The organism is Niveispirillum cyanobacteriorum (genome assembly GCF_002868735.1).
GTDB lineage: Bacteria > Pseudomonadota > Alphaproteobacteria > Azospirillales > Azospirillaceae > Niveispirillum > Niveispirillum cyanobacteriorum.
The window spans coordinates 773198-794238 of record NZ_CP025613.1 but is presented as its reverse complement, the minus strand read 5'-3'; the positions used below and the strand labels follow the sequence as shown (position 1 = coordinate 794238).

Here is a 21041-nt window from a genome sequence, read left to right as displayed (position 1 = left end):
CAGACGGGGGGATTGCGGCTTTTTACGGGCGGTCGGCGGCGTTATCGCTTGCCCTTCGCCTTGGCCGCCGCAAACGCTGCGGCGAATGCATTGTCCTCCACCGGGGCCGGCTTCCTCGGCGGCGGGTTGTTCTGCTGCGGCGGACGCTGTTGGCCCTGCGGTGCCCGCGAGGGCGGTGGGCCGCGCCGGTCATCGCGGCGGTCACCTGTCGGGGCGGCGGGCCGTGCGGGGGCGGGGCGTTCGTCCAGCTTCATGGTCAGGGCCACGCGCTTGCGCTTCAGGTCCACTTCCATGACCTTGACCTTCACAATGTCGCCGGCTTTCACGACGCTGTGCGGGTCCTTCACGAAGGTATGGGAAAGCTGGCTGATATGGACCAGCCCATCCTGATGCACGCCGACATCGACGAAGGCACCGAAGGCGGTGACGTTGGTCACCACCCCTTCCAGCACCATGCCCAACTGCAAATCCTTCAGCTCTTCCACACCATCCTTGAACTGAGCGGTCTTGAATTCCGGGCGCGGGTCGCGGCCCGGTTTCTCCAGTTCTTTCAGGATGTCGCTGACGGTGGGGATGCCAAACTTCTCATCCGTGAAATCGGCGGGGTCGAGCGATTGCAGGAAGCCGACATCGCCGATCAGCTTGGCGAGCGGCCGGCCGGTCTTCTTCAGGATGCGTTCGACCACTGGATAGGCCTCCGGATGGACCGAGGAGCCGTCCAGCGGGTTCTCCCCGTCGCGGATGCGAAGGAAGCCTGCCGCCTGCTCAAACGCCTTCGGCCCCAGGCGCGGCACGTCCAGCAATTGCCGGCGGGAACGGAAGGCACCCTTTTCATCGCGGAACGCGATGACATTCTTTGCGACCGTTTCCGACAGGCCCGACACGCGGGCCAACAGCGGCACCGACGCGGTGTTCAGGTCAACGCCGACCCCGTTCACGCAATCCTCGACCACGGCATCCAGAGCGCGCGACAGCTTGGCGGGGCTGACATCATGCTGGTACTGGCCGACGCCGATGGATTTCGGATCGATCTTCACCAGTTCGGCCAGCGGGTCCTGCAAACGCCGGGCGATAGAGACGGCACCGCGCAGGCTGACGTCCAGCTTGGGGAACTCCAAAGCTGCCACTTCCGACGCGGAGTAAACCGACGCGCCCGCCTCCGACACCATCACCTTGGTGATGCGGTGATCGGGCAGCAGGGCGATCAGGTCGGCGGCCAGCTTGTCCGTCTCCCGGCTGGCGGTACCATTGCCGATGGCGATCAGGTCCACGTCATGGCGCTTGACCAATGCGGCCAGCGTGGCCAGTGATCCCTGCCAATCCTTGCGCGGCTCGTGTGGATAAACGGTGGTGGTCTCCAGCAGCTTGCCCGTGGCATCGACCACGGCCACCTTCACGCCGGTGCGGATGCCGGGGTCAAGGCCCAGGGTGGAACGCTGTCCGGCGGGGGGGGCCAGCAGCAGGTCCTTCAGGTTGCGGCCAAAGACATGGATGGCCTCATCCTCCGCCTTCTCGCGCAGGACATTCATCAGGTCCAGTTCGATATGCAGGGAAATCTTGGTCTTCCACGCCCAGCGGCAGCATTCGGCCAGCCAGCGGTCGGCGGGCCGGCCCCGGTCCTGAATGCCAAAGGCGGCGGCGATCAGGCCTTCCGCCGGATGCGGGCTGCCCGCCGGCGGCTCATCGCCCACCGCCAGCTTCAAATCCAGAACACCGGCGGCACGGCCCCGGAATAGGGCCAGCGCGCGGTGCGACGGCATCTTGGTCAGCGGTTCGGAGAAGTCGAAATAATCGCTGAACTTGGCCCCTTCCTCGGCCTTGCCCTCCACCAGACCCGACACAACGCGGCCCTGGGACTGAGAAAAGTCGCGCAGGCGGCCAACCAGGGTCGCATCTTCGCCCATCCGTTCCACCAGGATGGCGCGCGCCCCCTCCAGGGCCGCCTTCACATCGGCGACATTCTTGTCCGCACTGACAAAGCCGGCGGCCTCATTCTCCGGCGAGCACGTGGGGGTGGACAGCAGACGGTCGGCCAGCGGTTCCAGCCCGGCCTCCCGCGCGATCATCGCCTTGGTGCGGCGCTTGGGGCGATAGGGAAGGTACAGGTCCTCCAGCCGGGTCTTGGTATCGGCCTCGTCGATCTGCTTGGCCAGCTCGGGCGTCATCTTGCCCTGTTCGTTGATGCTGGCCAGAATGGTGGCGCGCCGCTCCTCCATCTCCCGCAGGTAACGCAGGCGTTCTTCCAGATTGCGCAGCTGTGTGTCGTCCAGCCCGCCCGTTACTTCCTTGCGGTAGCGGGCGATGAAGGGAACGGTCGATCCCTCATCCAGCAGGCCCACCGCCGCCTCCACCTGGGCGGTGCGTACGGACAGTTCGGCGGCGATCTTATGGGCGATGGACAGCATGCAGCAGGCCTTGGAAGAAGAAACAAGGGGTGGGTGATAGCGCATCGTGGGGGCAGTGGGGAAGCGATCAGGGGTCGTGGTGCCACCTATGCATTGCCGCAGTGCAGAGCTGCGTTCGCGGTTACCGGGATTAACCATTCCATAACCCCTCTACCCATATAACTACCTTCAGCAACATCTTCTGTTGTTTCCCTCCCAGAAGTTCCCACCTTCAAAACCCCGGCGCCCGATGGCGACGGGGTTTTTTTTACGCCATGCTGGGGCTGCTACAGGCAGGGGAGGGAATGATGAATATCGGAGAGGTGGCAGCGGCCACAGGCGTGTCGGCCAAGATGATCCGGCATTATGAATGCATCGGCCTGATCAAGCCGGCCCTGCGCACCGTTGCCGGCTATCGGGTCTATGCCGAGGCCGATATCCATTCCCTGCGCTTCATCCGTCACGCTCGTGATCTGGGCTTCGCGCTGGAGGATATCGACGCGTTGCTGCGCCTATGGGGCGACCGCGAGCGCTCGTCCTGCGAGGTGAAGAAGCTGGCGCTGGACCATATCGCGACCTTGGACCGCAAGATCGCCGAGCTTCAGGTCATGCGCGCTAGCCTGACCGACCTTGCCGACCGTTGCCAGGGCGATGACCGCCCCCATTGCCCGATTCTGGAGGGATTGGCGGGGTGATATCGATAGCATGGCGATCTATCGGCTGGCGATATCGGTCCGATGGCCTGTACTTAAGACTTTTTTAAGCCTTGGGAAGAAAATGGCTTGACCCAGGGCGCGATTTGAAAGAAATAGTCGTCACCCAGGCCGGCGCGTTTCACTTGTTTCAAGCGGTACGTTCCGGGCGCATGAAGCGGGCAAAAAGAAAGGCCGCTACATGAGCGGCCTGAGTTTAGGGAGGAAACGCCCGATAAGGGCAAGCAGCACAACGTGCTGCGATGCAAAATATGGCTCCAATGCGGGCCGATGGCAAGCATAAAGACAGCCCCATTTCGGGGCTGTTGCCATTTCTGGTGCCACCGGTGGACAATCATCGGTGTGCCGCTTGGAACCCAGATGTTCCGTGGGGACTGCGTTGTCCCCTGATAAACCCTTCCAAATGAATATGAATTGCTATTCATCCACAGGGATCGTCAGGCCGCTGCTCTGCTGCGGTGCAGCATCATCTATGCGATCCCGTGTGTCTCGCATTGCGCATGGCGCATGGGTGGCTATGCTGCTGCCTACCCTGTTCCGGTAATAGGGTTAGCCAGAATTAAAACCAATTTCGATCTAATATGATTTAAATCTGCATCAGAAATACGATGATAATCGCGATAGGGCGTCTTGGTGCTGCCTGTCAATTTTGGCTATGACGTTATGCGGATAGGGCAAACTGACGGCCCAATTCTGACAATTTCTGGGCAGATTTACTGGCATAGGCCGAAAGTATTCATGAAATACGGCCTTAGAGAGCTATTGGAATCCTTCGTGGAAGGCTAAAGTCTATTAAGTTGGAAATTGTCGCCGGAAGGTCGCCTGACCATTCCCCCACCGAATGGGGGCCGGTGCCGTTCAGTGAGGGCCAAGATATGCAGACCGTTATTCTGATCGACGCGAACAAGCTGTTCCGGGAGGGGCTGAGCCGCCTGCTGCTGGATGTGCCGTTCAATGTGGCGGCGGAATTTGCCAGCATAGAAGAAGCTCTTGTGGCGGAACCACCGACGGCGGCTGACTTGATCCTGGTCGATCCGGGTGAGGATGTATCGGCCATGGCGCGGCTGTCGCAGCTTCGCCAGGCGATGCCAGTGCCGATGGTGATCCTGACGGGCGGGCTTGACGCTCGACGCCTGACCCAGGCGCTGGAGGTTGGGGTCGCAGGATATCTCATGAAGGACATGTCAGCCGATGCGCTGGCCCAGTCGCTGCGTCTGGTGATGATGGGGGAGAAGGTGTTCCCGACCCATCTCGCCGACCTTCTGGTCACGGGTCAGGTGCAGCCGCAGCCGGCCACGGAGATCACGGCCCTGCGCAAAGGCCTGTCGCAGCGTGAGACGCAGATTCTGCGATGCCTGATCGACGGCGACAGCAACAAGATCATTGCCGCCAACCTGGGCATCACGGAAGCGACCGTTAAGGTCCATCTGAAAAGCCTGTTACGAAAAATCAATGCCGTCAACCGCACCCAGGCCGCAATCTGGGCCATGAATAATGGACTCGGCGCATCAGAAGGTACGCAGGCCGCGAACAGTGATGGCCCTGCTGTGGCCGGCGTGGCCTCGGCCTGACCGGATTACGCCATTTACCCTGGGGGCGGTCGTTCCGCGCTGTCGGGGCGCCGCACCCCTTCTCATATGGCCCCTGCAATTCAGTCGGGTGGCATATTTTAGTATGTTTCATGGGGGCCGCGTAGGCGCCAGCAGCTTCATGCGCCTAAGGAGGGGCAGTCCCTGCGCTATCCTGAGGGATAGCGCGTTACAAGGGTATTACATTTTGAGATTTTTGATTTATTATTAGATATAAGCAGATGGTGAAATGGTGATCCGTTAATAATTTCCTAAGTGCCAGCAGGAAGTTGTTAGCGCATACAGGCCGAGCGGGAAGCTCGACTTAAGTGCTTGATAAGAAAGCGTTGGCGTGTTCGGCGACGGTCTAGGTCCTCTACATCTTATTGGTGGTATGGAGGGGGAGGCGAAAGGCTGGAGGAGTCAGCAGCGGATATCAAGGATTTCCAGGGCTTGGACGATTTTCGCGGCGAACGCTGCATAAAATTGTAGGAAGCCGAAAGCTTGTGTATAGTAGGGAAATGCCGGTGCCCAGCATCCATGGCAGGTTGCGGTTGGAGCCTGAGAGGCCGTTGAAATGCGTTTGATACTGATCGATCACGAAGCCGCGTTCGTTACCCGTGTCCGCCAGTTGGCGCGCCGTGCTGGGGTCATCGACCCTGTTGATGAGGTCGCCGATCTGGCTGATCTGGCGCAGGTGGCCAAGGCAAACCCAAAAGCGTTGATCGTCGGTATGGTTTCCACAACCATGGCGGTGCGTGGCGCCATCAAGGAATTTGTGCAGCGCTGCCCGAACGTACCGCTGATCGCGGTGGGCGGGAATGACCCGGACCGCATGCGTGCCGCGCTGGGCGAAGGGGCGCGTGCCTACATTCGCCGCAGCGATGTCGGTGATGAGTTGTTGAGCGCTCTGGAGGTGGTGCGCGACGGTGGTGTATTCGTGCCGCCGGTTGTTGCCATGCGCCCGGGTGGGGAGCCGTTGATGACGGTGGCCGGTCCTGTGCCTGCCGGCTTCTTCCGTGAAGATGCGGGCAAGCAGCTGACCCCGCGTCAGCGTGAGATTCTGTCGATGATCCGGGCCGGTCGCAACAATCAGGAAATTTCCGAGGCGCTGGATCTTACCGTCGGGACCGTGAAGATTCACATCACGGCTATCTTCAAGGCGCTGGGCGTGCGTAACCGCACCCAGGCCATGGTTGCCGCCGATTGGCTGGACCTGCCGGTGGTTGAAGCGGTTGTCACCAGCGCCTGATCCGGGTCGGCGGTGGACAGGGATAGGGGCGGCCAAGAGCCGCCCCTTTGCTTTTTGCCCCGCAATTGCCAGAAAGCAGCGTATTGTATCGGCGTTCGCACCGCTTGTTCTGCCCTATCCGGGCGTGCAAGGGGGACGATGCGGGGGCAGCTGCCTTGACCGGGAACGGGGGGTCTGCTATCGCCGCCCTTTATTTATTCGTTCGGCAAGCGGCCGAGGGTGATGCATGTCCGATATCTTTCGCGAAGTTGACGAGGATCTGCGCCGCGACCAGATCATGACGTTCTGGAAGCGGTATGGCGGTTTCGTCATCGCGGCTGCCGTTCTGGTGGTGGCGGCCACGGCTGGCAATGTCGGCTGGAAGCACTGGCGCACCACCCGGATGGAGGAGCGCACGGCAGTCCTGTCCGAGGCGCTGGCCAAGCTGCGTCCCGCTGACGAGAACAGCCAGCCCGACCTGAAGGCTGCTGCCGACGCGTTGTCCGCCGTTGGCGCCAAGTTGGGTGACGGCCATGCCGATATGGCCCGCCTGTATGAGGCTGGCCTGCGCGCCCGTCAGGGCGAGCGTGATCAGGCCATCGCCCTTTACGATCAGGTTGCCAGCACCGCTGGCACCGATCCGATGTTGCGCGATCTGGCAGCGCTCCTGTCGGTGCAGTTGCAGTTGGATACCGGTGATGCCGCCGCCCTGCGCACCCGTCTGGCACCGCTGTTGAAGGCCGGCAATGCCTGGAAGGCGTCGGCGACGGAGGCATCGGGTCTTTTGGCTGCCCGTGCCGGTGACAATGCCGGGGCCGCCTCCCTGTTCAAGGAACTGTCGGAAGACAGCACCGCTCCGCAGGCGCTGCGCGCCCGTGCCACCGAACTGGCCGCGCTGTACGCGGCGACGAAATAAGTCCGGGATCAAGGAAAAGATGGCTGACATCACCCGTTCCGCTACCGCCGTCGCCGCCCGCCGTTCCGGCGCTGCCCCGACCCGGACCCGTTACCCCCTGGCTGCCCGTTTGGCGGCGCCGCTGCTGGCCTGCCTGCTGCTGTCGGGTTGCGGCATCACTGACTGGTTCTCCGGCGATGATGATGGGCCCAAGCTGGGTGGCAACCGCATCTCGGTGCTCCAGCTTCAGCAGCAGCTGGAGGTCGATCCGCAGGTTTCGGCTGCGGAAGTGACCCTGCCCGAGGCGGTGGTCAATGCCGACTGGGCACAGGCCGGCAGCAATCCGGCCCATAATCCCGGCCATGTCGCGCTGGGCCGCAACCTGTCCAAGGTGTGGAGCGCATCGGTTTCCGGTTCCGACAGCAGCGTGCGCCTGCTGGCCGGTCCGGTGATCGCCGGCGGCCGCCTGTTCGTGTTGGACACCGACTATGACCTGCATGCCTTTGACGCCAAGTCGGGCAAGCGCATCTGGAAGCGCAACATCCTGCGCGAGAAGCAGGAGGGCGAAGCCTTCGGCGGCGGCGTCGCGGTGCATGACAACCGCGTCTATGCCACCAACGGCTATGGCGAGGCCGTGGCTGTCGATTATGACAGCGGCGATATTGTCTGGCGCCGCCGTATCGCCGGCCCGATTCGCTCCGCACCCACAGTTCTGGATGGCCGCGTCTTCGTGTCCACCGTCGATAATCAGATGATCACCCTGTCGGCGGAAAACGGTTCCCTGCAATGGTACCACACCGGCTTCCTGGAGCCTGCCGCCCTGCTTGGTGGTTCGGCGCCGGCGGTGGAAGGGGATACGGCCATCGTTCCCTATTCTTCGGGCGAGCTGTTCGCGTTGCGCGTCGAGAATGGCCGGCAGTCATGGCAGGACAGCCTGGCGTCGGTGCGCCGGGGCGAAAATCTGACGGGGCTGGCCGATATCCGTGGTCTGCCCGTCATCGCTGACGGCATCGCCTATGCAATCAGCCATTCCGGGCGCATGGCCGCCGTGGATATTCGTTCCGGCCAGCGTGTCTGGGAACAGGATATCGGCGGGATCACCACCCCGGCTATTATCGGTGACTGGATTTTCGTGACCACCAATGATGGTCAGGTCGTTGCCCTGACCCGTAAGGATGGCCGCGTGCGCTGGATCACCCAGTTGCAGCAGTGGGAGGATGAGGAGGACAAGGAAGATCCCGTCCTCTGGACCGGCCCCATCGCTGCCGGTGGCCGCCTGCTGCTGACCAACAATCAGGGCGAACTGGTCGAGATCGCGGTTGCCGACGGCAAGGTGATCAAGAAGACCAGCCTGCCCGCCTCCACCCTGCAGGCCCCTGTTGTGGCCGGCGAAACCCTGTATCTTTTGACGGAAGATGGCGATCTGGTCGCCTATCGGTAAACGGAGTTTAGAGTGATAAAGGCCACGCACCGGCTGACGGTCGCCATCATCGGGCGGCCGAATGTCGGCAAGTCCACCCTGTTCAACCGGCTGGTCGGTAAGAAGATCGCCCTGGTTGACGATCAGCCCGGCGTGACGCGCGACTGGCGCGCCGCCGATGGGCGCGTGGGGGGCTTGGAATTTACCGTGGTCGACACGGCCGGTCTGGAAGATGTCTTTGATGACAGTCTGGAGGCGCGTATGCGCCGCCAGACGGAGCGGGCGGTGGAACGGGCCGACGTGGCCCTGTTCTTGATCGATGCGCGCGCCGGCGTCACGGCCATGGACAAGCATTTCGGCGCCTGGCTGCGCAAGGCCGGCAAGCCCACTATCCTGATCGCCAACAAGTGCGAGGGGGCCGCCAGCCGTCCCGGACTGATCGAGGCGTTCGAACTGGGCCTGGGTGAGCCGGTGCCGCTGTCGGCAGAACATGGCGAGGGCATGGCCGACCTGGTCACGGCCCTGGAACCCTTCATGCCGAAGGACGAGCCAGAAGAGGAAGAGGCGTTCGACGTGGACGCCGCCGAAGCCGAGGTCCGTGAGGAGGGGGAGACCGCCGCGGAGGATGAGCCCAAGGCCCTGCAGCTCGCCATCGTGGGCCGCCCGAACGTGGGCAAATCCACCCTGCTAAACGCTCTGGTGCAGGAAGAACGCGTGCTGACCGGGCCAGAGGCCGGCATGACGCGCGACGCCATCGCCGTGGAGTGGGAATGGAATGGCCGCCCCATCCGTCTGGTCGATACCGCCGGCCTGCGTAAGCGGGCGCGGGTGGATGAGAAACTGGAGAAGATGGCCAACCAGGATACGCTTCGCGTTATCCGCATGGCCCATGTCGTGGTGCTGCTGCTGGATGCCGACGGCATCCTGGACAAGCAGGATCTGACCATCGCCCGACTGGTGATCGAGGAAGGCCGCGCCCTGGTCATCGCCCTGAACAAGTGGGATGCGGTGCAGGACAAGAACGCCGCGCTGCGCCGCATGTCCGACCGGTTGCAGACTTCTCTGCCACAGGTGAAGGGCATCCCGACGGTGGCCATCTCGGCGTTGAAGGGCCAAAAGCTGACCGATCTTCTGGATGCAGTTGTCACCACCTATGGTGTCTGGAACCGGCGTATCCCGACATCGCAGCTGAACCGCTGGCTGGCCGACATGACAGATAGCCATCCGCCGCCGCTGGTCGACGGTCGCCGCCTGAAGATCCGCTACATGACCCAGGTGAAAAGCCGTCCGCCGACCTTCGCGCTGTTCGTGAGCAAGCCGGTGGACCTGCCCGAACATTACTCGCGCTATCTGGTCAATGGCATGCGTGAGCATCTGGACCTGCCGGGTGTTCCGATCCGTCTGCTGCTGCGTAAAGGCAGCACCAATCCTTTTGATTGATCGCTGACCTAACTGCGCTGTTGCCAAACGCCCCCTGTCCATTAGACTAAGACTAAATGGATAGGGGGCTTTCAGCATGATTTTCGGGGTCAACTTCTGGAACAAGAAGAAGACCTTTGAGGTTTTCCTGAAGAAGGACGACCGCTGGCAACTTCACGTCCTGTGCGAGGAAGAACCGGAAGCCATCAATGAGGCACAGCTGCTGCTGCGCCTGAACAAGACGACCCATGTTAAGGTCGTCCGGCACCGGGCACTTTCCAGCTCCGCCGCTTCGGAGATGGTGGTGTATGAGGCGACGGCCAATCCGCCCAAGGAAAAGCCCATTGTCGTGTCCACCCCGGTCGGTGAACTTGCCGTCTGCAAGGTGGTGGATGATCTCTATACGGCGGATGCGCGGCGCACCATCGGACAGGTGATGCGCGACTACATGCAGCGCTCCAATATCTGCACGACAGAGCTGCTGCACAGTTTCAGCCATATCCGCAAATTGCAGGATGCGCAGGGCCTGGTGAATGCTGCCATGCACCGGGTGGGGGCGGCACAGGCGGCGGCCATGAATGTGTCCGTGAAGGAACGGATGACATTGCTGGACGGGCTGTTGACGCAGTGCCAGCAGAAGGCCCGCAATTTCGCGGCTGAACGTGGCAGTTATCCGGAGTTCAAGGGCCAGGATCTTGCCGGTCTGTCCACCTTCATTCAGCAGAAGGTGGGACTGGAGCAGCATGATTATGTGCTGAATTCGCTGCTCAGCGTCTGGCTGTTCGAATTCCGGTCGCTGCTGGCCAAGGTCGATATCCTGGCCCGGCTGGCACAGGATAATGTCGAGAATGGTATGGTGCGGCATATCGATGCCATCCTTGCCGACACCATGATCTTTGCCGAGGTGGTGCAGGAACTGTTCGCACCGCAGCCCAATTTGGGCACGGCCCTGAAGGTGATGGGTTCGGTTGTCCTGTGCCGGAAGGGGATCGCCGATGCGGTGACCAATCCGACCATGAAGATCATTGCCAACCTGATCCCCCAGGGCCATCTGCCGCAAACACAGGCCGCCCTGGCCGACCGCCTGCTGCGCGAGATCAATACGGATCGTCCGTTGGATCAGCGCGCGCCGGATCAGGAGGGGGCTTTGCTGGACGCGCTCGTCCTCTCGCTGACCGGCGATGATGGTACCATCCTGGGGGGGGAGCGGACGCATCAGTCCGTGGAACGCCGTCGCCTGCGCCAGCGGCAGGAGATGTTGCGGGCCCAGGGGCTGCACAGCGTGGCGGATAATCTGCGTTGAGTGCTGTCCTGCTCGCGCGATAAACGGCAAGATTCAACCTTCCGTTGGTTGTGTCTTGCTTTGTGAAGGCCTTACCCTTCTGCATCTGCCGTGGAAGGTTGCCGCCGCATGAAGCGCCATTCGCCCCCGCCCACCCGTTATCCCGGTGTCTCCGCCAGCCCCGGCAAACCGGTGATGCATGGCACCGTTCAGGCCAAGGCGGCGCCCCCCGTTACGCGTCTGACCGCACCGCCACCACCTGCGCCTAAGAAGCCAGCCGCGCCGGCGCCGGCCCGTCTGACAGCGCCGCCTCCGCCCCCACCAGGGGGTAAACATGTGGCCCAGGCCTATAAGGTGCTGCCGCCGGAAAAGCTGTGGCGAACGGCACCCTGGTTCAAACCCTGGTTTGCCAGCTACCCCTATGCCGTGGTCGGCGATAGCAATTTGAGTGCGCAGGATCACCGCGACGGCGTGAATACCGAAGACGGATATCTGGCGGACGGTAATACGGCCCGGGCCAATATTGTGCAGCGACCGGCCTTGCGCAGCAGCCTGCGCGTCTCCGACGATTACAATATGGCGATCGAGGATACCGACCTGCGCGGACGCCAGCCAAAAAGCTTCTTCGCCACCGATAAGGTGATCAACGCGTCCAACCGGGCGCTGCAAAATGTCCGGTCACCGATCCAGCTGGTCAAGTCGGGTGGTGCGATCACCATTGTCGGCTGGTGGGGCGGTCGCTGGCGCCTTCACGAGGTCACACCGAGTTTTACCAATAATCGCGGTGGGCAGAATACCGACCCGGACAACCTGCCACAGAACTGCAACGACATGGCCAGCACGGTTTCAACCGTCTTTCTTGGATTGTCACCGCAGGATCAATCGGCCACCGTCCTGAAGGAGATAAGGGGCAAGCGGCAGAATCAGGACATCACAGAGGATGACCTGCAGGCCTATGTCGGGTTGACGCAAAGCGATGGCATTCGGCGCCGGGGCGCCAACAAGTTCGCGGCCCCAAGAATCGGTGAAGCCTATATGATTGCTTCCATAACGAATGCCGAAGACCTTGCATCACAGGCGTTGGCGGAAAACGATATGGACCGGTTCAATCAGATCGGCAACCGCACCCGCTGGCGTGACTATGGCAGTGGCCAGGACCGGGAAATGCGCTGGCCCTATCACTTTGCCGGCGTCATCGCGGTCAGCGGCAATGACCGTGTGACCCTGGAAAACTACGCCCGTGGTGACAACCGTCAGGCACAGCCCGATCCGCGCTGGTTCTTCCAGATGTATGGCAACAAGCCGGGCCAGAGTTTCCACGAGGCGACGCAGGGGCAGGACTATGTCAATCCCCTGACCGTGGTTATCCGCCGCTGATTTCAATCAGCCCTCGCGCCGGCGGTAATCCTGCAGGCGGGTCACGCGCAGCGCCTGCACGCCATGGCGGTCGATCATTTCCTGCCAGGAGGCGAATTCCTCCGACGACAGGTCATAGCGCTTACAGGCATCCTCGACCGTCAACAACCCGGCGCGTACCCCCGCGACAACCTCTGCCTTGCGACGCATCACCCAGCGGCGGGTGTCGGGGGGCGGCAGATCGTCCAGCGTCAGGGGGCCGCTGCCATGCTGGATGCTGGCGGCATCCAGATCCGTCTCCGCCCGCAGGCGGCTGGTAGCGGCATTATTCAAGGGCTTCATGGCAAGGAACGCTCCAATACGATCTTCCTCGCCATCGTTAGCGGCACGCTCTTAACAAAGCGTGAAAGAAGCGGCGGATCATCCGAAAGTATGAGAGTGCAAAAGGTCATTCATTGTTTGATCGACAGGACATTGTTCATGGTGATCGGCAGGGTGCCTAGCATCAGGTAAGGCTCGCCTGCCGTCAGATCAACGCCGGTAACCCGGCCAAAGCTCATGACTTGCGGACTCATATCCTTACCATCGATTCCTTTTACTTTAGCCACACCCTTGTAGGTACCATCTTCCAGCTGCTTGCCGCTGCTGTCTTTGCCATCCCAGTTCACATCCTGGGTGCCAGCGAACTTGGACAGCTCGATGGTGCGCAGTACCTTGCCGGTCTTGGCATCGGTGATCTCGAACACCGCACTGGACGCGGGGCTGTCGGTGGACACTGTCAGATGGGCCTTGCCGTCCTGCAAAGAAATGCCGTTTGACTGGATCTCCACCGTCCTGCCCATATAGCCAAGCGCCTGATTGGGCTGGCCGTTATTGATGGCACTGATGACACCATCCAGCTTGTCGTTGGTCTTGATCGATTGTTCGACCTGCGAGTACTGCACCAGCTGCTTGGTGAATTCCGCCGTATCGGTCGGCTGCAACGGATCCTGGTTCTGAAGCTGCGAGGTCAGCAGCGTCAGGAAGGTTTCGTAATTGTCCGACAAATCCCCCAGCGCGGATTTCTCCTTGGTGCCGGAGGAGCTACCGTTGGCCGCATTGGCCGCGCTATTGGCAATACCGGAGATCGACATGGTCTTGATCCTTCCCGTCAGGGATACACTGCGTCAAACCCGAACATCCACGCGCCCGAACTCCATGATCTGGGCCTGGGCGATAATTGCCGGGTCTTCATCCTCGACATCATCAGAAGCAAACCCTGTGCCATATCCGGACTGGTCCTGTTGATCCTGGCGCTGCTGGGCCTGATCGCCACTGTCCTGCAAGGAGAAGGACAGGCTGTCGCCATCGGTCTGCAGACCAGCGTCCTGCAAGGCCTTCTCAAGGTTCTTGGCATCCTTCTGGAGCATTTCCAGCGTCGCCGGATTCTCCACCATCACCTTGGCGCGTAGCTTTCCTTCGGATCCGATCTCCAGCTGCACATCGATGCGGCCCATTTCATATGGATTGAGCTGGATGGAGACGCGGTCATTACCGTCCTGGACGGCCCGCTGCACATGGAAAGCCATCTGCTGTCCGGGCGGGGTATAGGCGTTGGGGCGGTGCGGCCCGCTGGTCTGGCGCAGGGACTGTGCGAAATCATTGCCCTGGACCTTGCCATTGTCGCCGGCATGCAGACCGGCTGTGGCCGGGTCGATGCCATCGGCGGCAGGCGCCTCGGCAAAGCCGGAGCCACCCTCGCCACCGCCGTCGGTGCTGTTCCCACTTTCATGGCCCTTGGCGCTGGCGGAAATGGCACTGGACAGTAGATTATCTTCCGTCTCCGCCCGCAGCGTCGTGGTGTCGACGCGGGTGGCCGGCTGGTTCTGCCCGGCAGATTGTGCCGATCCAGCGATGTCCGCCTGCATCTCGACCCGCGCCTCGTTCCCCACATGCTTGGGCGCCAGCATCCGGTTGTTCGTCACTGCCTCGTCTTCATCGCTCGCTGCTTCCGTCGCCTTCACATCCTCTCCCTCCACCGGGGCGGCATTGGCGTCAGCGGCAGGTCGCGCGCTGGCGGTGGTGGGGCGGGCTGCGGCGGTTGGTGCGGCCGTGCTGCTGGTCCGCAGCGTCACGTTATGCGGGGTGGGGCTGTTGGCCGTTGTTGCGACGGCGGGATCAGCTTCCGGCTCCGCCGCCGCCGGTTCCGCCGGCAGTGCCGAGGCCGTCAGGATCGTGGTTTCGGCGGGTGCCGGCTCGGACCGGCGTACCGTCTGCGCCTGTGCGGAAGATGTCGCTGCCGGCATTGGGGTGGTGGGCGGCGTGGGGGATGCCGCAGCAGCAGGTGCGGTTGGGGCGGTCATGTTGCCGCTGACCACCGCGATCACCGGCTTATCGGCGCTCTCCTGCACTGATGTGGTCGATGCCGGGGCAGGTGTGACCGGTGCGGTCACCTCCGGTACTGCTGCCTTCGGTTCCGTTGTGGTCACGGATGCCTGGCCGGCCGTACTGACGGTTGTGGTGCTGACAGCCTTGGCCGCTGCCATCTCCTTTACGGATGCCTTCTCATCGCCGGAAGCTGTGGAGACCAGATCGGCGGGCAATGCGATGGCGGCCGGCTTTTCGTCAGCAGTCTCTATGGCTGGCGTGATCTCTGGGCCGGTGGCTGCTGCGACGGTGCCTGTCACCACGGGGGCTGTCGGCGCCGTACTGGGCGCTGGTGTCGATGGCGACGCGACCTTGATGCTGACCGCCTCACGCTGCGGCGCTGCGATGGGCGCAGCCGTCTGTTCCACCGCCGGGCTGCTGGCCGGTGCCGCATCCACAGGATCGGCAATGTTGGCGGCGGACGGCGTGGCCGTGGTCATCATGGCGGCATCAAGCTTCGGGATGACGGGGGCCGCTGCGGGCTTCACTGTCGTGGCAAGGCTGGTATCTGCCTGCACCGGTAAGGCCTTAAGCCCGGTGCCGGCCACGGTCAGATTGACCCCCAGCGCGCTGGGCGCGGTATCTGTGGTCAGAACGGGGATTACCGGTGCATTGCTGTTGGCGCTGGCGGTGGTCACTTGCGTGACCTGCACCACCAGGGTGGCATCGGTTCCAGTGCCGCCCTGTAAAACCGTCAGAATATCGATTTCACCTTCAACGGCTTCGGCATCCGCCGGCGGGGTGCCGTTGATCCCCGGCTCCCCATCAGACAGGGGGCTGGCGGCGGTGAAGGCCTGGGACAGGTCATTGAGGAAGGCCACCACTTCGGGGTTCATCTCCTGTCCCGAAAGGCTGCCATTGGCCAGCAGGCTGATGCCGGATTGTGCCCAGCGGGCTTCGATGCCCTTGGCACCGTTACCGGCATTGGCGGTACCGGCCATGTTGGTCAGGTTGAAACCGCCACCCAGCAGGGCGCCCAGGCCCGATGGCGTGGCCGAAGGCACCGTTGGTCCGCTCGTGCCCAAGGTGAAGGCGCCTGGCACCTCATCCGTCGTCAGCACCGGTATCGCCGTTCCGTCGCCCGTTCCGGAATCAGCGCCGGTGAGGGAGAGGAAGTTGCCCAGGAGCTGGTTGAAACTTTCCAGCCCGTCCAGACCTTCCAGCCCTTCGCCGGACGGCGGTCCATTGCCGATTCCTCCTCCCATCACGCCAAAGGACAGGGCGGATGGGGCGGTGGCCGTGCTGGCTCCAAGAAGGGCTGAGATGTCCATGGCGTGTATTCCTGCGCTATTCGGTTGGGACCATGCACCTATCGTGCCAATAGGGGCGTGCCGGAATTGCTGGGTTTCGGGCCGGTCAGGCCCTGCCGGGGGGCAGAAGCTGCCGATTCCTGGGCAAGGCTTGCCGGGCAGAGAGGCCCGAAGCCGGGTGGACAAGGGGGTGGCGTTACGGCGTGCGGACTGCGCGCCGTTGCGTTAAGACAGAAAACCTAAAATGGGATCAGAAGGATTTGTTATACGCCATCGAGGGTGCGGCCTTGCGAGCATAGGCCGCCGGCATGACCATCCCGCCCCGGCGGGTATAGGTTCCCTCGTCGGCCCGCGCCTTGTTGATGGCGGTGACCAGGGTGTTGATGGTGGATTGCGTCACCTGGGTAGCGGCACGGACCAGCCGTGCATGTTCCAGGGTCGCTTCGATGAATTCGTCCGATGCCTGTTTCAACCGGGCCTTGGCCTCGCCATCCATCAACTGCAACGTCTCAGTATCCGCCTTCACCGACCGCACGCAATCCTCATAGGTGCGGACCAGCAGGGGCTTCTTGTCTGCGATGGCGTTCAGGGCCGGCAGGTTGCGGTTGGCAATGGCGTCATTCTCCAGTTGGAAAAGGTCCGTCAACCGCCGCATCGCATCGATCAGCGCGTCCGCGCGGGTATTGGCTGTCATTTCGATCCTTTCCCTTGTTCTTGTTCCTGCATGCGGATCATGGCGGCCTTCACGTCATCGGCGATGCCGACGCCGCCGGCCTTGGCGATCTGCTTGCCATATTCTTCGACCATCATGCCGCGCCAGGTATTCTCTGCCTCGCCGCCGCCGAATGTGTCATCGGCCTCTACGCCCTGCCACATCTGACCCAACATCTGGGACAGGAAGACGGCCTCAAATTCCTGCGCCGCCTTGCCCACATCCTTGATGTTGGGGCCTTTATTCTTCAGGTTGCCGGCCTGCGCCTGCGAAAGGGCCTGGGGGTCAAAGCCAGGGGTGGAAAGCTTCATGCTGTCGGACATCACATCACCTCAATCTCGGCCTGAAGGGCACCAGCCGCCTTGATGGACTGGAGGATCGAGATCATATCACGCGGCCCCACGCCAAGCGCGTTCAGGTTTGCGACCAGTTCCTGGAGCGAGACGCCAGCCGGCATGACCGCCAGTTTCTTGTTGGCGCCATCATCGACCTGGATGTCGGTGCGCGGCACCACCGTCGTCTGTCCACCCTGGCTGAACGGCGCGGGCTGAGATACCTGCGGTGTCTCGGTGATCTTGATGGTCAGGTTGCCCTGGGCGATGGCGACGGTGGAGATGCGGACATTCTCGCCCATCACGATCACGCCGGACGCCTCGTCGATGACGACGCGCGCCACCTGATCGGGCCGCACGGTCAGTTGTTCCACCTCGCCCAGAAAGGCGACAAGGTCGGTCTTGCGCTGCATCGGCACATTGATGACGACGCTGGTCGGGTCCAGGGCTTTGGCCGTCTGCGGGCCGGCGAACTGGTTGATGGCGTTGGCCACACGTACCGCCGTCGTGAAATCCGGGTTGCGCAGCGACAGGCGCAGATAGGGCAGGTCGGACAGGGAGAAATCGATCTCCCGCTCCACAATGGCACCACCGGCAATACGCCCGCTGGTCGGCACGCCCCGCGTGATGGAGGCACCGGCCCCCTGTGCGCTGAAGCCGGAAATGGCGACGGCGCCCTGGGCTACGGCATAAACCTCGCCATCGGCGCCCAGCAGCGGCGTGACCAGCAGGGTGCCGCCTTGCAGGTTCTTGGCATCGGCCATGGCCGCGACAGAGATATCAATGCGCGACCCTTGCGACGTGAAGGGCGGCAGGGTGGCGGTGACCATGACAGCGGCCACGTTCTTGGTACGTATCGTGTCACCCCGGACGTTGACGCCGAGGCGTTCCAGCATGCCGATCAGGCTCTGTTCGGTAAAGGGCGAGTTGTTGATCGTATCGCCGGTGCCGTTCAGGCCCACCACCAGACCGTAACCGATCAGCATATTGTCGCGCACACCCTCGACATCGGCGATATCCTTGATTCGGCTGTCCGCGTGCGCCATGTCGGGCGCCATCAGTGTCAGGGCCGTCAGGATGGCGGCCAGCCACTGGCCGATCCGGGTCTTGGTGGAGGTGGTGCGCGTCGCCATGGCGGTGCTTCCGATTCTGTCGCTGTGCCTTCGGTTCGGGGCTTTCCCGCCCCTTATCGTCAGATGACGCGATGCCAGAACCGTGCCAGTTCAGGGATTGCGCGCCTTTCCGGGCCACTGGTCAAGGCTTGCCGCCCCGTACAAAGGGTCAGGTCCTGCCTGCGGGCAAAAAATGCCCTAGGACGCGGGGCGCTGCGGGTGATACCTATAGTGAAAGACGTGCATCCGGCCTATATATCTGGTGTCGGAATGCCGTCCGGTCCGCTCAAAAGCGAAAGCAGCCAGCCGCACCATGAAGATCGAGGGTCCTTCCTCCGCCCGTCCCGGTCAGGTGAAAAAAGCCACGCGCAGCGGTGGTGGCGAGTTCGCGCGCCATATCCAGGGCGGGGACGAGGATGAGGGCGTCTCCCGTTCCTCGGGTTCGCAGGGCCTGTCCGGCATCAATCCGCTGTTTGCCCTGCAGGAGGTCGATGACGCCCTGTCCGGCAAGAAGCGCAAGGCGCAGGCACGGGGTGAGGATATCCTGGACCGGCTGGATGAAATCCGTCTCGGTCTGCTGATGGGCACCATCCCGCTGGAAAAGCTGCATGAGCTGTCGCGGGTTCTACAGAATCGCATTGGCGACCTGGACGATCCAGAGCTGCAGCAGGTTCTGGACGAGATCGACCTGCGGGCGCAGGTGGAGATCGCGAAGCTGACCCCGCAGGGCTGACCCAGCCGGCATACACCCGAATGATCAATCGGGCTGCTTCTCCAGTAAATTGTTTGGTTTCAGCGCATTAGAAGTTTTGCGCCGACGCTGTTCGCCTGTTGCGGGCCGGGCCTTGTCTCCCTATACTCCGCGCCGTTTCCAGGCCCAGGATCGGACCAGTCAGATGTCGTCTAATACGTTGCCTCTGCTCCCCGCCGATTACCGCCCGTCGGAGGACGAGGAATATATGAACCCGCTGATGCGGGCCTTCTTCCGGCACAAACTGCTGCAATGGCGCGCGGAGCTGCTGCGTGAAAGCAGCGAGACGCTGAACAGCCTGCACGAGGATGGCGGGTTGCAGGAACCCGACATTGCCGACCGTGCAACGCTGGAGACGGATCGCGCGCTCGAACTGCGCACCCGCGACCGCGAGCGCAAGCTGATCTCCAAGATCGACAGCGCCCTGCAGCGCATCCATGACGGTGAATACGGCTATTGCGAGGAGACGGGGGAGCCGATCGGTGTTCGTCGCCTCGAAGCCCGTCCCATCGCCACCATGAGCCTGGAAGCCCAGGAACGCCATGAGCGGATGGAGCGCACGCACCGCGACGATTGAGGTGGCGTGCGAGCGGCACGAGAAGGCGTTTCGCGTGCTGTTGCCGGTGTTCTGTTCGAACCGGTCGCAGCGGCGATTAACTGGCCGGGTGAGGTATGTCTGTTTCTTCTCTGGTTCGCAGACCTCGTTCCAGAAGGAAGGCAAACGATGCGTCACCTGGGCTTGTTCCTGACGATCGCCCTCGCACTTGCCTTGGCGGCTGTCGGCAAGCCGTCAATCGCCCAGCAACCATCGACTGATTTAGCCGGGCCGTCCCAGTTACCCAAGTTTCCGCCTCTGACCGACTTCGTAGGCACCTATGTCTATCAGGGCGGAACGATGGAGATCGCTGCCCCTGACGACCTGTATGCAGTGATCAGCGGCGGCAAGTATCCGTTGCGCCGAAAGTCGGCTGATGTCTTCATCAATGGCGGCGGCGCAGACGTTATCTTTCATCGCGGTCCCGATGGTCAGGTTAACGCTGTTGAGGACAATACAGGCCTTTATCAGCGCTTATCGGCGACCATAACTCCCTTGACTGAAGCGGGTTTCCAGCCCCGCCCGGTCGGGTCGCCTGCCTATCGCTACCGGATACCACGCGCCCTGAAAGACGGCATCCCGGTGGGCCATGTCGCCAGATCTGACCTCGGCACCGACGCCGCCAGCAGTGTCGTCGCTGGTGTCCTCAACAAGACCTGGCCGGATGTGGATGGCATCCTGATCTTTCAGGGCGGCCAGCTCGTGCTGGAGGAATATTTTTACGGCTATGACCGCAACACGCCGCATCAGTTGCGCTCTGCAACCAAATCGGTGGTGGGCGCTGTCGTAGGTGCTGCGGTCGCAAACGGCGCTATCACGTTGGACGAGCCCGTTCTGCCCTGGCTTGGCTACGCGGACATTGCCAACGCCGATCCGCGTAAGTCCGCGATAACCTTACGCCATCTCCTCACCCTGCAATCTGGACTGGACTGCAACGACTATTCAGCGAACTCTCCTGGCGGCGAGAATAAACTGTACGACAAGCCCGACTGGATCCGTGTGATGATTGACCTGAAAATGGTCGAGGCACCTGGCACGGTTGGTCGCTATTGTACAGGTGCTACCTTTCTGGCCGGTCGCACAGTGGAAAAGGCGACGGGCCGCACGTTGCCCGACTACGCACAAGAACATCTGTTCGGGCCGTTGGGTATCCACCGGTCCGATTGGACATGGGAGCACTACCTGACCGATCGTGACAAATCGTTCGGCATGATGTCCATGCGCCCGCGCGACATGCTGAAATTCGCTATGCTCTACGCGAATGAGGGACGATGGGGAAAAAGGCAAGTGTTGCCCGCTGTCTGGGTCCGGGAGTCGCTCTCTTCACTCAGCCGTGTGGAGAATACAGACTACGGTTTCCTCTGGTGGCGTATGTCACTACGCGTTTCAATGCCGGACGGAACCCGGCACGTCTATATGAGCGCTGCGCAAGGCAATGGCGGCCAGAAGATTTACATCGTACCCGAGCTTGACCTGATCGCCGTCTTCACGGGCTCGCGCTACAATACGGGCGGAGCACCGCCGAACAAGATCATGGCCAACGTGATCCTGCCCGCCCTGTTGCAAGCGCGCGGCGTGAAGGGGGATATCGGTGTGCCCGTCCGCTGAAGCGGTT

Annotated in this window: 18 protein-coding genes; 11 read left to right on the top strand and 7 right to left on the bottom strand. The window is 62.2% G+C overall.

Annotated elements, in window-relative coordinates; translation table 11 throughout:
- Nucleotides 1-41: 41 nt before the first annotated feature.
- A complete protein-coding gene (locus C0V82_RS24300; RefSeq protein ID WP_102114985.1) occupies nt 42-2405 on the bottom strand; it encodes a Tex family protein in 2364 nt (787 codons plus the stop codon).
- 287 nt (nt 2406-2692) lie between these two features.
- Between C0V82_RS24300 and cueR the strand changes: the two genes are divergently transcribed.
- The 8 genes from cueR to C0V82_RS24260 all read left to right on the top strand — a co-directional run bounded on the left by cueR (nt 2693) and on the right by C0V82_RS24260 (nt 12289).
- The gene (gene cueR, locus C0V82_RS24295) at nt 2693-3079 is read left to right on the top strand and encodes a Cu(I)-responsive transcriptional regulator (RefSeq protein WP_102114984.1); all 387 of its coding nucleotides are present in this window, start codon (nt 2693-2695) and stop codon (nt 3077-3079) included.
- A gap of 893 nt (nt 3080-3972) precedes the next feature.
- Complete coding sequence (locus C0V82_RS24290; RefSeq protein ID WP_102114983.1) at nt 3973-4668, top strand: LuxR C-terminal-related transcriptional regulator; 696 nt, start codon at nt 3973-3975, stop codon at nt 4666-4668.
- A 574-nt stretch (nt 4669-5242) separates the two neighbouring features.
- The gene (locus C0V82_RS24285; RefSeq protein ID WP_102114982.1) at nt 5243-5917 is read left to right on the top strand and encodes a response regulator transcription factor; all 675 of its coding nucleotides are present in this window, start codon (nt 5243-5245) and stop codon (nt 5915-5917) included.
- 226 nt (nt 5918-6143) lie between these two features.
- Nucleotides 6144-6812: a tetratricopeptide repeat protein gene (locus C0V82_RS24280; RefSeq protein ID WP_102114981.1), complete on the top strand. Its 669-nt coding sequence runs from the start codon at nt 6144-6146 to the stop codon at nt 6810-6812.
- A gap of 19 nt (nt 6813-6831) precedes the next feature.
- Nucleotides 6832-8232, top strand: a complete 1401-nt coding sequence (locus tag C0V82_RS24275; protein ID WP_102114980.1) for a PQQ-like beta-propeller repeat protein — start codon at nt 6832-6834, stop codon at nt 8230-8232.
- Between the two features lie 12 nt (nt 8233-8244).
- Nucleotides 8245-9651 carry a ribosome biogenesis GTPase Der gene (der, locus tag C0V82_RS24270; protein ID WP_102114979.1) on the top strand — a complete coding sequence of 469 codons (1407 nt, stop codon included), beginning with the start codon at nt 8245-8247 and terminating at the stop codon, nt 9649-9651.
- A 76-nt stretch (nt 9652-9727) separates the two neighbouring features.
- Nucleotides 9728-10933 carry a hypothetical protein gene (locus tag C0V82_RS24265; protein WP_102114978.1) on the top strand — a complete coding sequence of 402 codons (1206 nt, stop codon included), beginning with the start codon at nt 9728-9730 and terminating at the stop codon, nt 10931-10933.
- 108 nt (nt 10934-11041) lie between these two features.
- A complete protein-coding gene (locus C0V82_RS24260) occupies nt 11042-12289 on the top strand; it encodes a hypothetical protein (RefSeq protein WP_102114977.1) in 1248 nt (415 codons plus the stop codon).
- Nucleotides 12290-12295: 6 nt separating this feature from the next.
- On the opposite strand, the gene sciP is transcribed toward C0V82_RS24260, so the two are convergent.
- The 6 genes from sciP to C0V82_RS24230 all read right to left on the bottom strand — a co-directional run bounded on the left by sciP (nt 12296) and on the right by C0V82_RS24230 (nt 18101).
- A complete protein-coding gene (gene sciP / locus C0V82_RS24255; RefSeq protein WP_102114976.1) occupies nt 12296-12610 on the bottom strand; it encodes a CtrA inhibitor SciP in 315 nt (104 codons plus the stop codon).
- Between the two features lie 110 nt (nt 12611-12720).
- Nucleotides 12721-13401 carry a flagellar hook assembly protein FlgD gene (locus C0V82_RS24250; protein WP_102114975.1) on the bottom strand — a complete coding sequence of 227 codons (681 nt, stop codon included), beginning with the start codon at nt 13399-13401 and terminating at the stop codon, nt 12721-12723.
- 33 nt (nt 13402-13434) lie between these two features.
- Nucleotides 13435-15945 (bottom strand): flagellar hook-length control protein FliK, encoded by a 2511-nt coding sequence (locus C0V82_RS24245; RefSeq protein ID WP_102114974.1) that lies wholly within the window; start codon nt 15943-15945, stop codon nt 13435-13437.
- Between the two features lie 229 nt (nt 15946-16174).
- Entirely contained in the window at nt 16175-16618 is a 444-nt protein-coding gene (locus C0V82_RS24240) for a flagellar export chaperone FlgN (RefSeq protein ID WP_102114973.1), read from the bottom strand.
- Nucleotides 16615-16959: a rod-binding protein gene (locus C0V82_RS24235; RefSeq protein ID WP_102114972.1), complete on the bottom strand. Its 345-nt coding sequence runs from the start codon at nt 16957-16959 to the stop codon at nt 16615-16617. The genes C0V82_RS24240 and C0V82_RS24235 overlap by 4 nt, the downstream gene beginning before the upstream one ends.
- Nucleotides 16959-18101, bottom strand: coding sequence for a flagellar basal body P-ring protein FlgI (locus C0V82_RS24230; protein ID WP_102114971.1), 1143 nt, complete (start codon nt 18099-18101; stop codon nt 16959-16961). The genes C0V82_RS24235 and C0V82_RS24230 overlap by 1 nt, the downstream gene beginning before the upstream one ends.
- A gap of 292 nt (nt 18102-18393) precedes the next feature.
- On the opposite strand from C0V82_RS24230, the gene C0V82_RS24225 reads away from it, so the two are divergent.
- The 3 genes from C0V82_RS24225 (at nt 18394) to C0V82_RS24215 (ending at nt 21034) form a co-directional block, all read left to right on the top strand.
- Nucleotides 18394-18813: a flagellar assembly protein FliX gene (locus C0V82_RS24225; RefSeq protein WP_102114970.1), complete on the top strand. Its 420-nt coding sequence runs from the start codon at nt 18394-18396 to the stop codon at nt 18811-18813.
- Nucleotides 18814-18976: 163 nt separating this feature from the next.
- On the top strand, nt 18977-19408 hold the full coding sequence (dksA, locus tag C0V82_RS24220; RefSeq protein ID WP_054167650.1) for an RNA polymerase-binding protein DksA: 432 nt from the start codon (nt 18977-18979) through the stop codon (nt 19406-19408).
- A gap of 147 nt (nt 19409-19555) precedes the next feature.
- On the top strand, nt 19556-21034 hold the full coding sequence (locus tag C0V82_RS24215) for a serine hydrolase domain-containing protein (protein WP_102114969.1): 1479 nt from the start codon (nt 19556-19558) through the stop codon (nt 21032-21034).
- Nucleotides 21035-21041 lie beyond the last annotated feature (7 nt).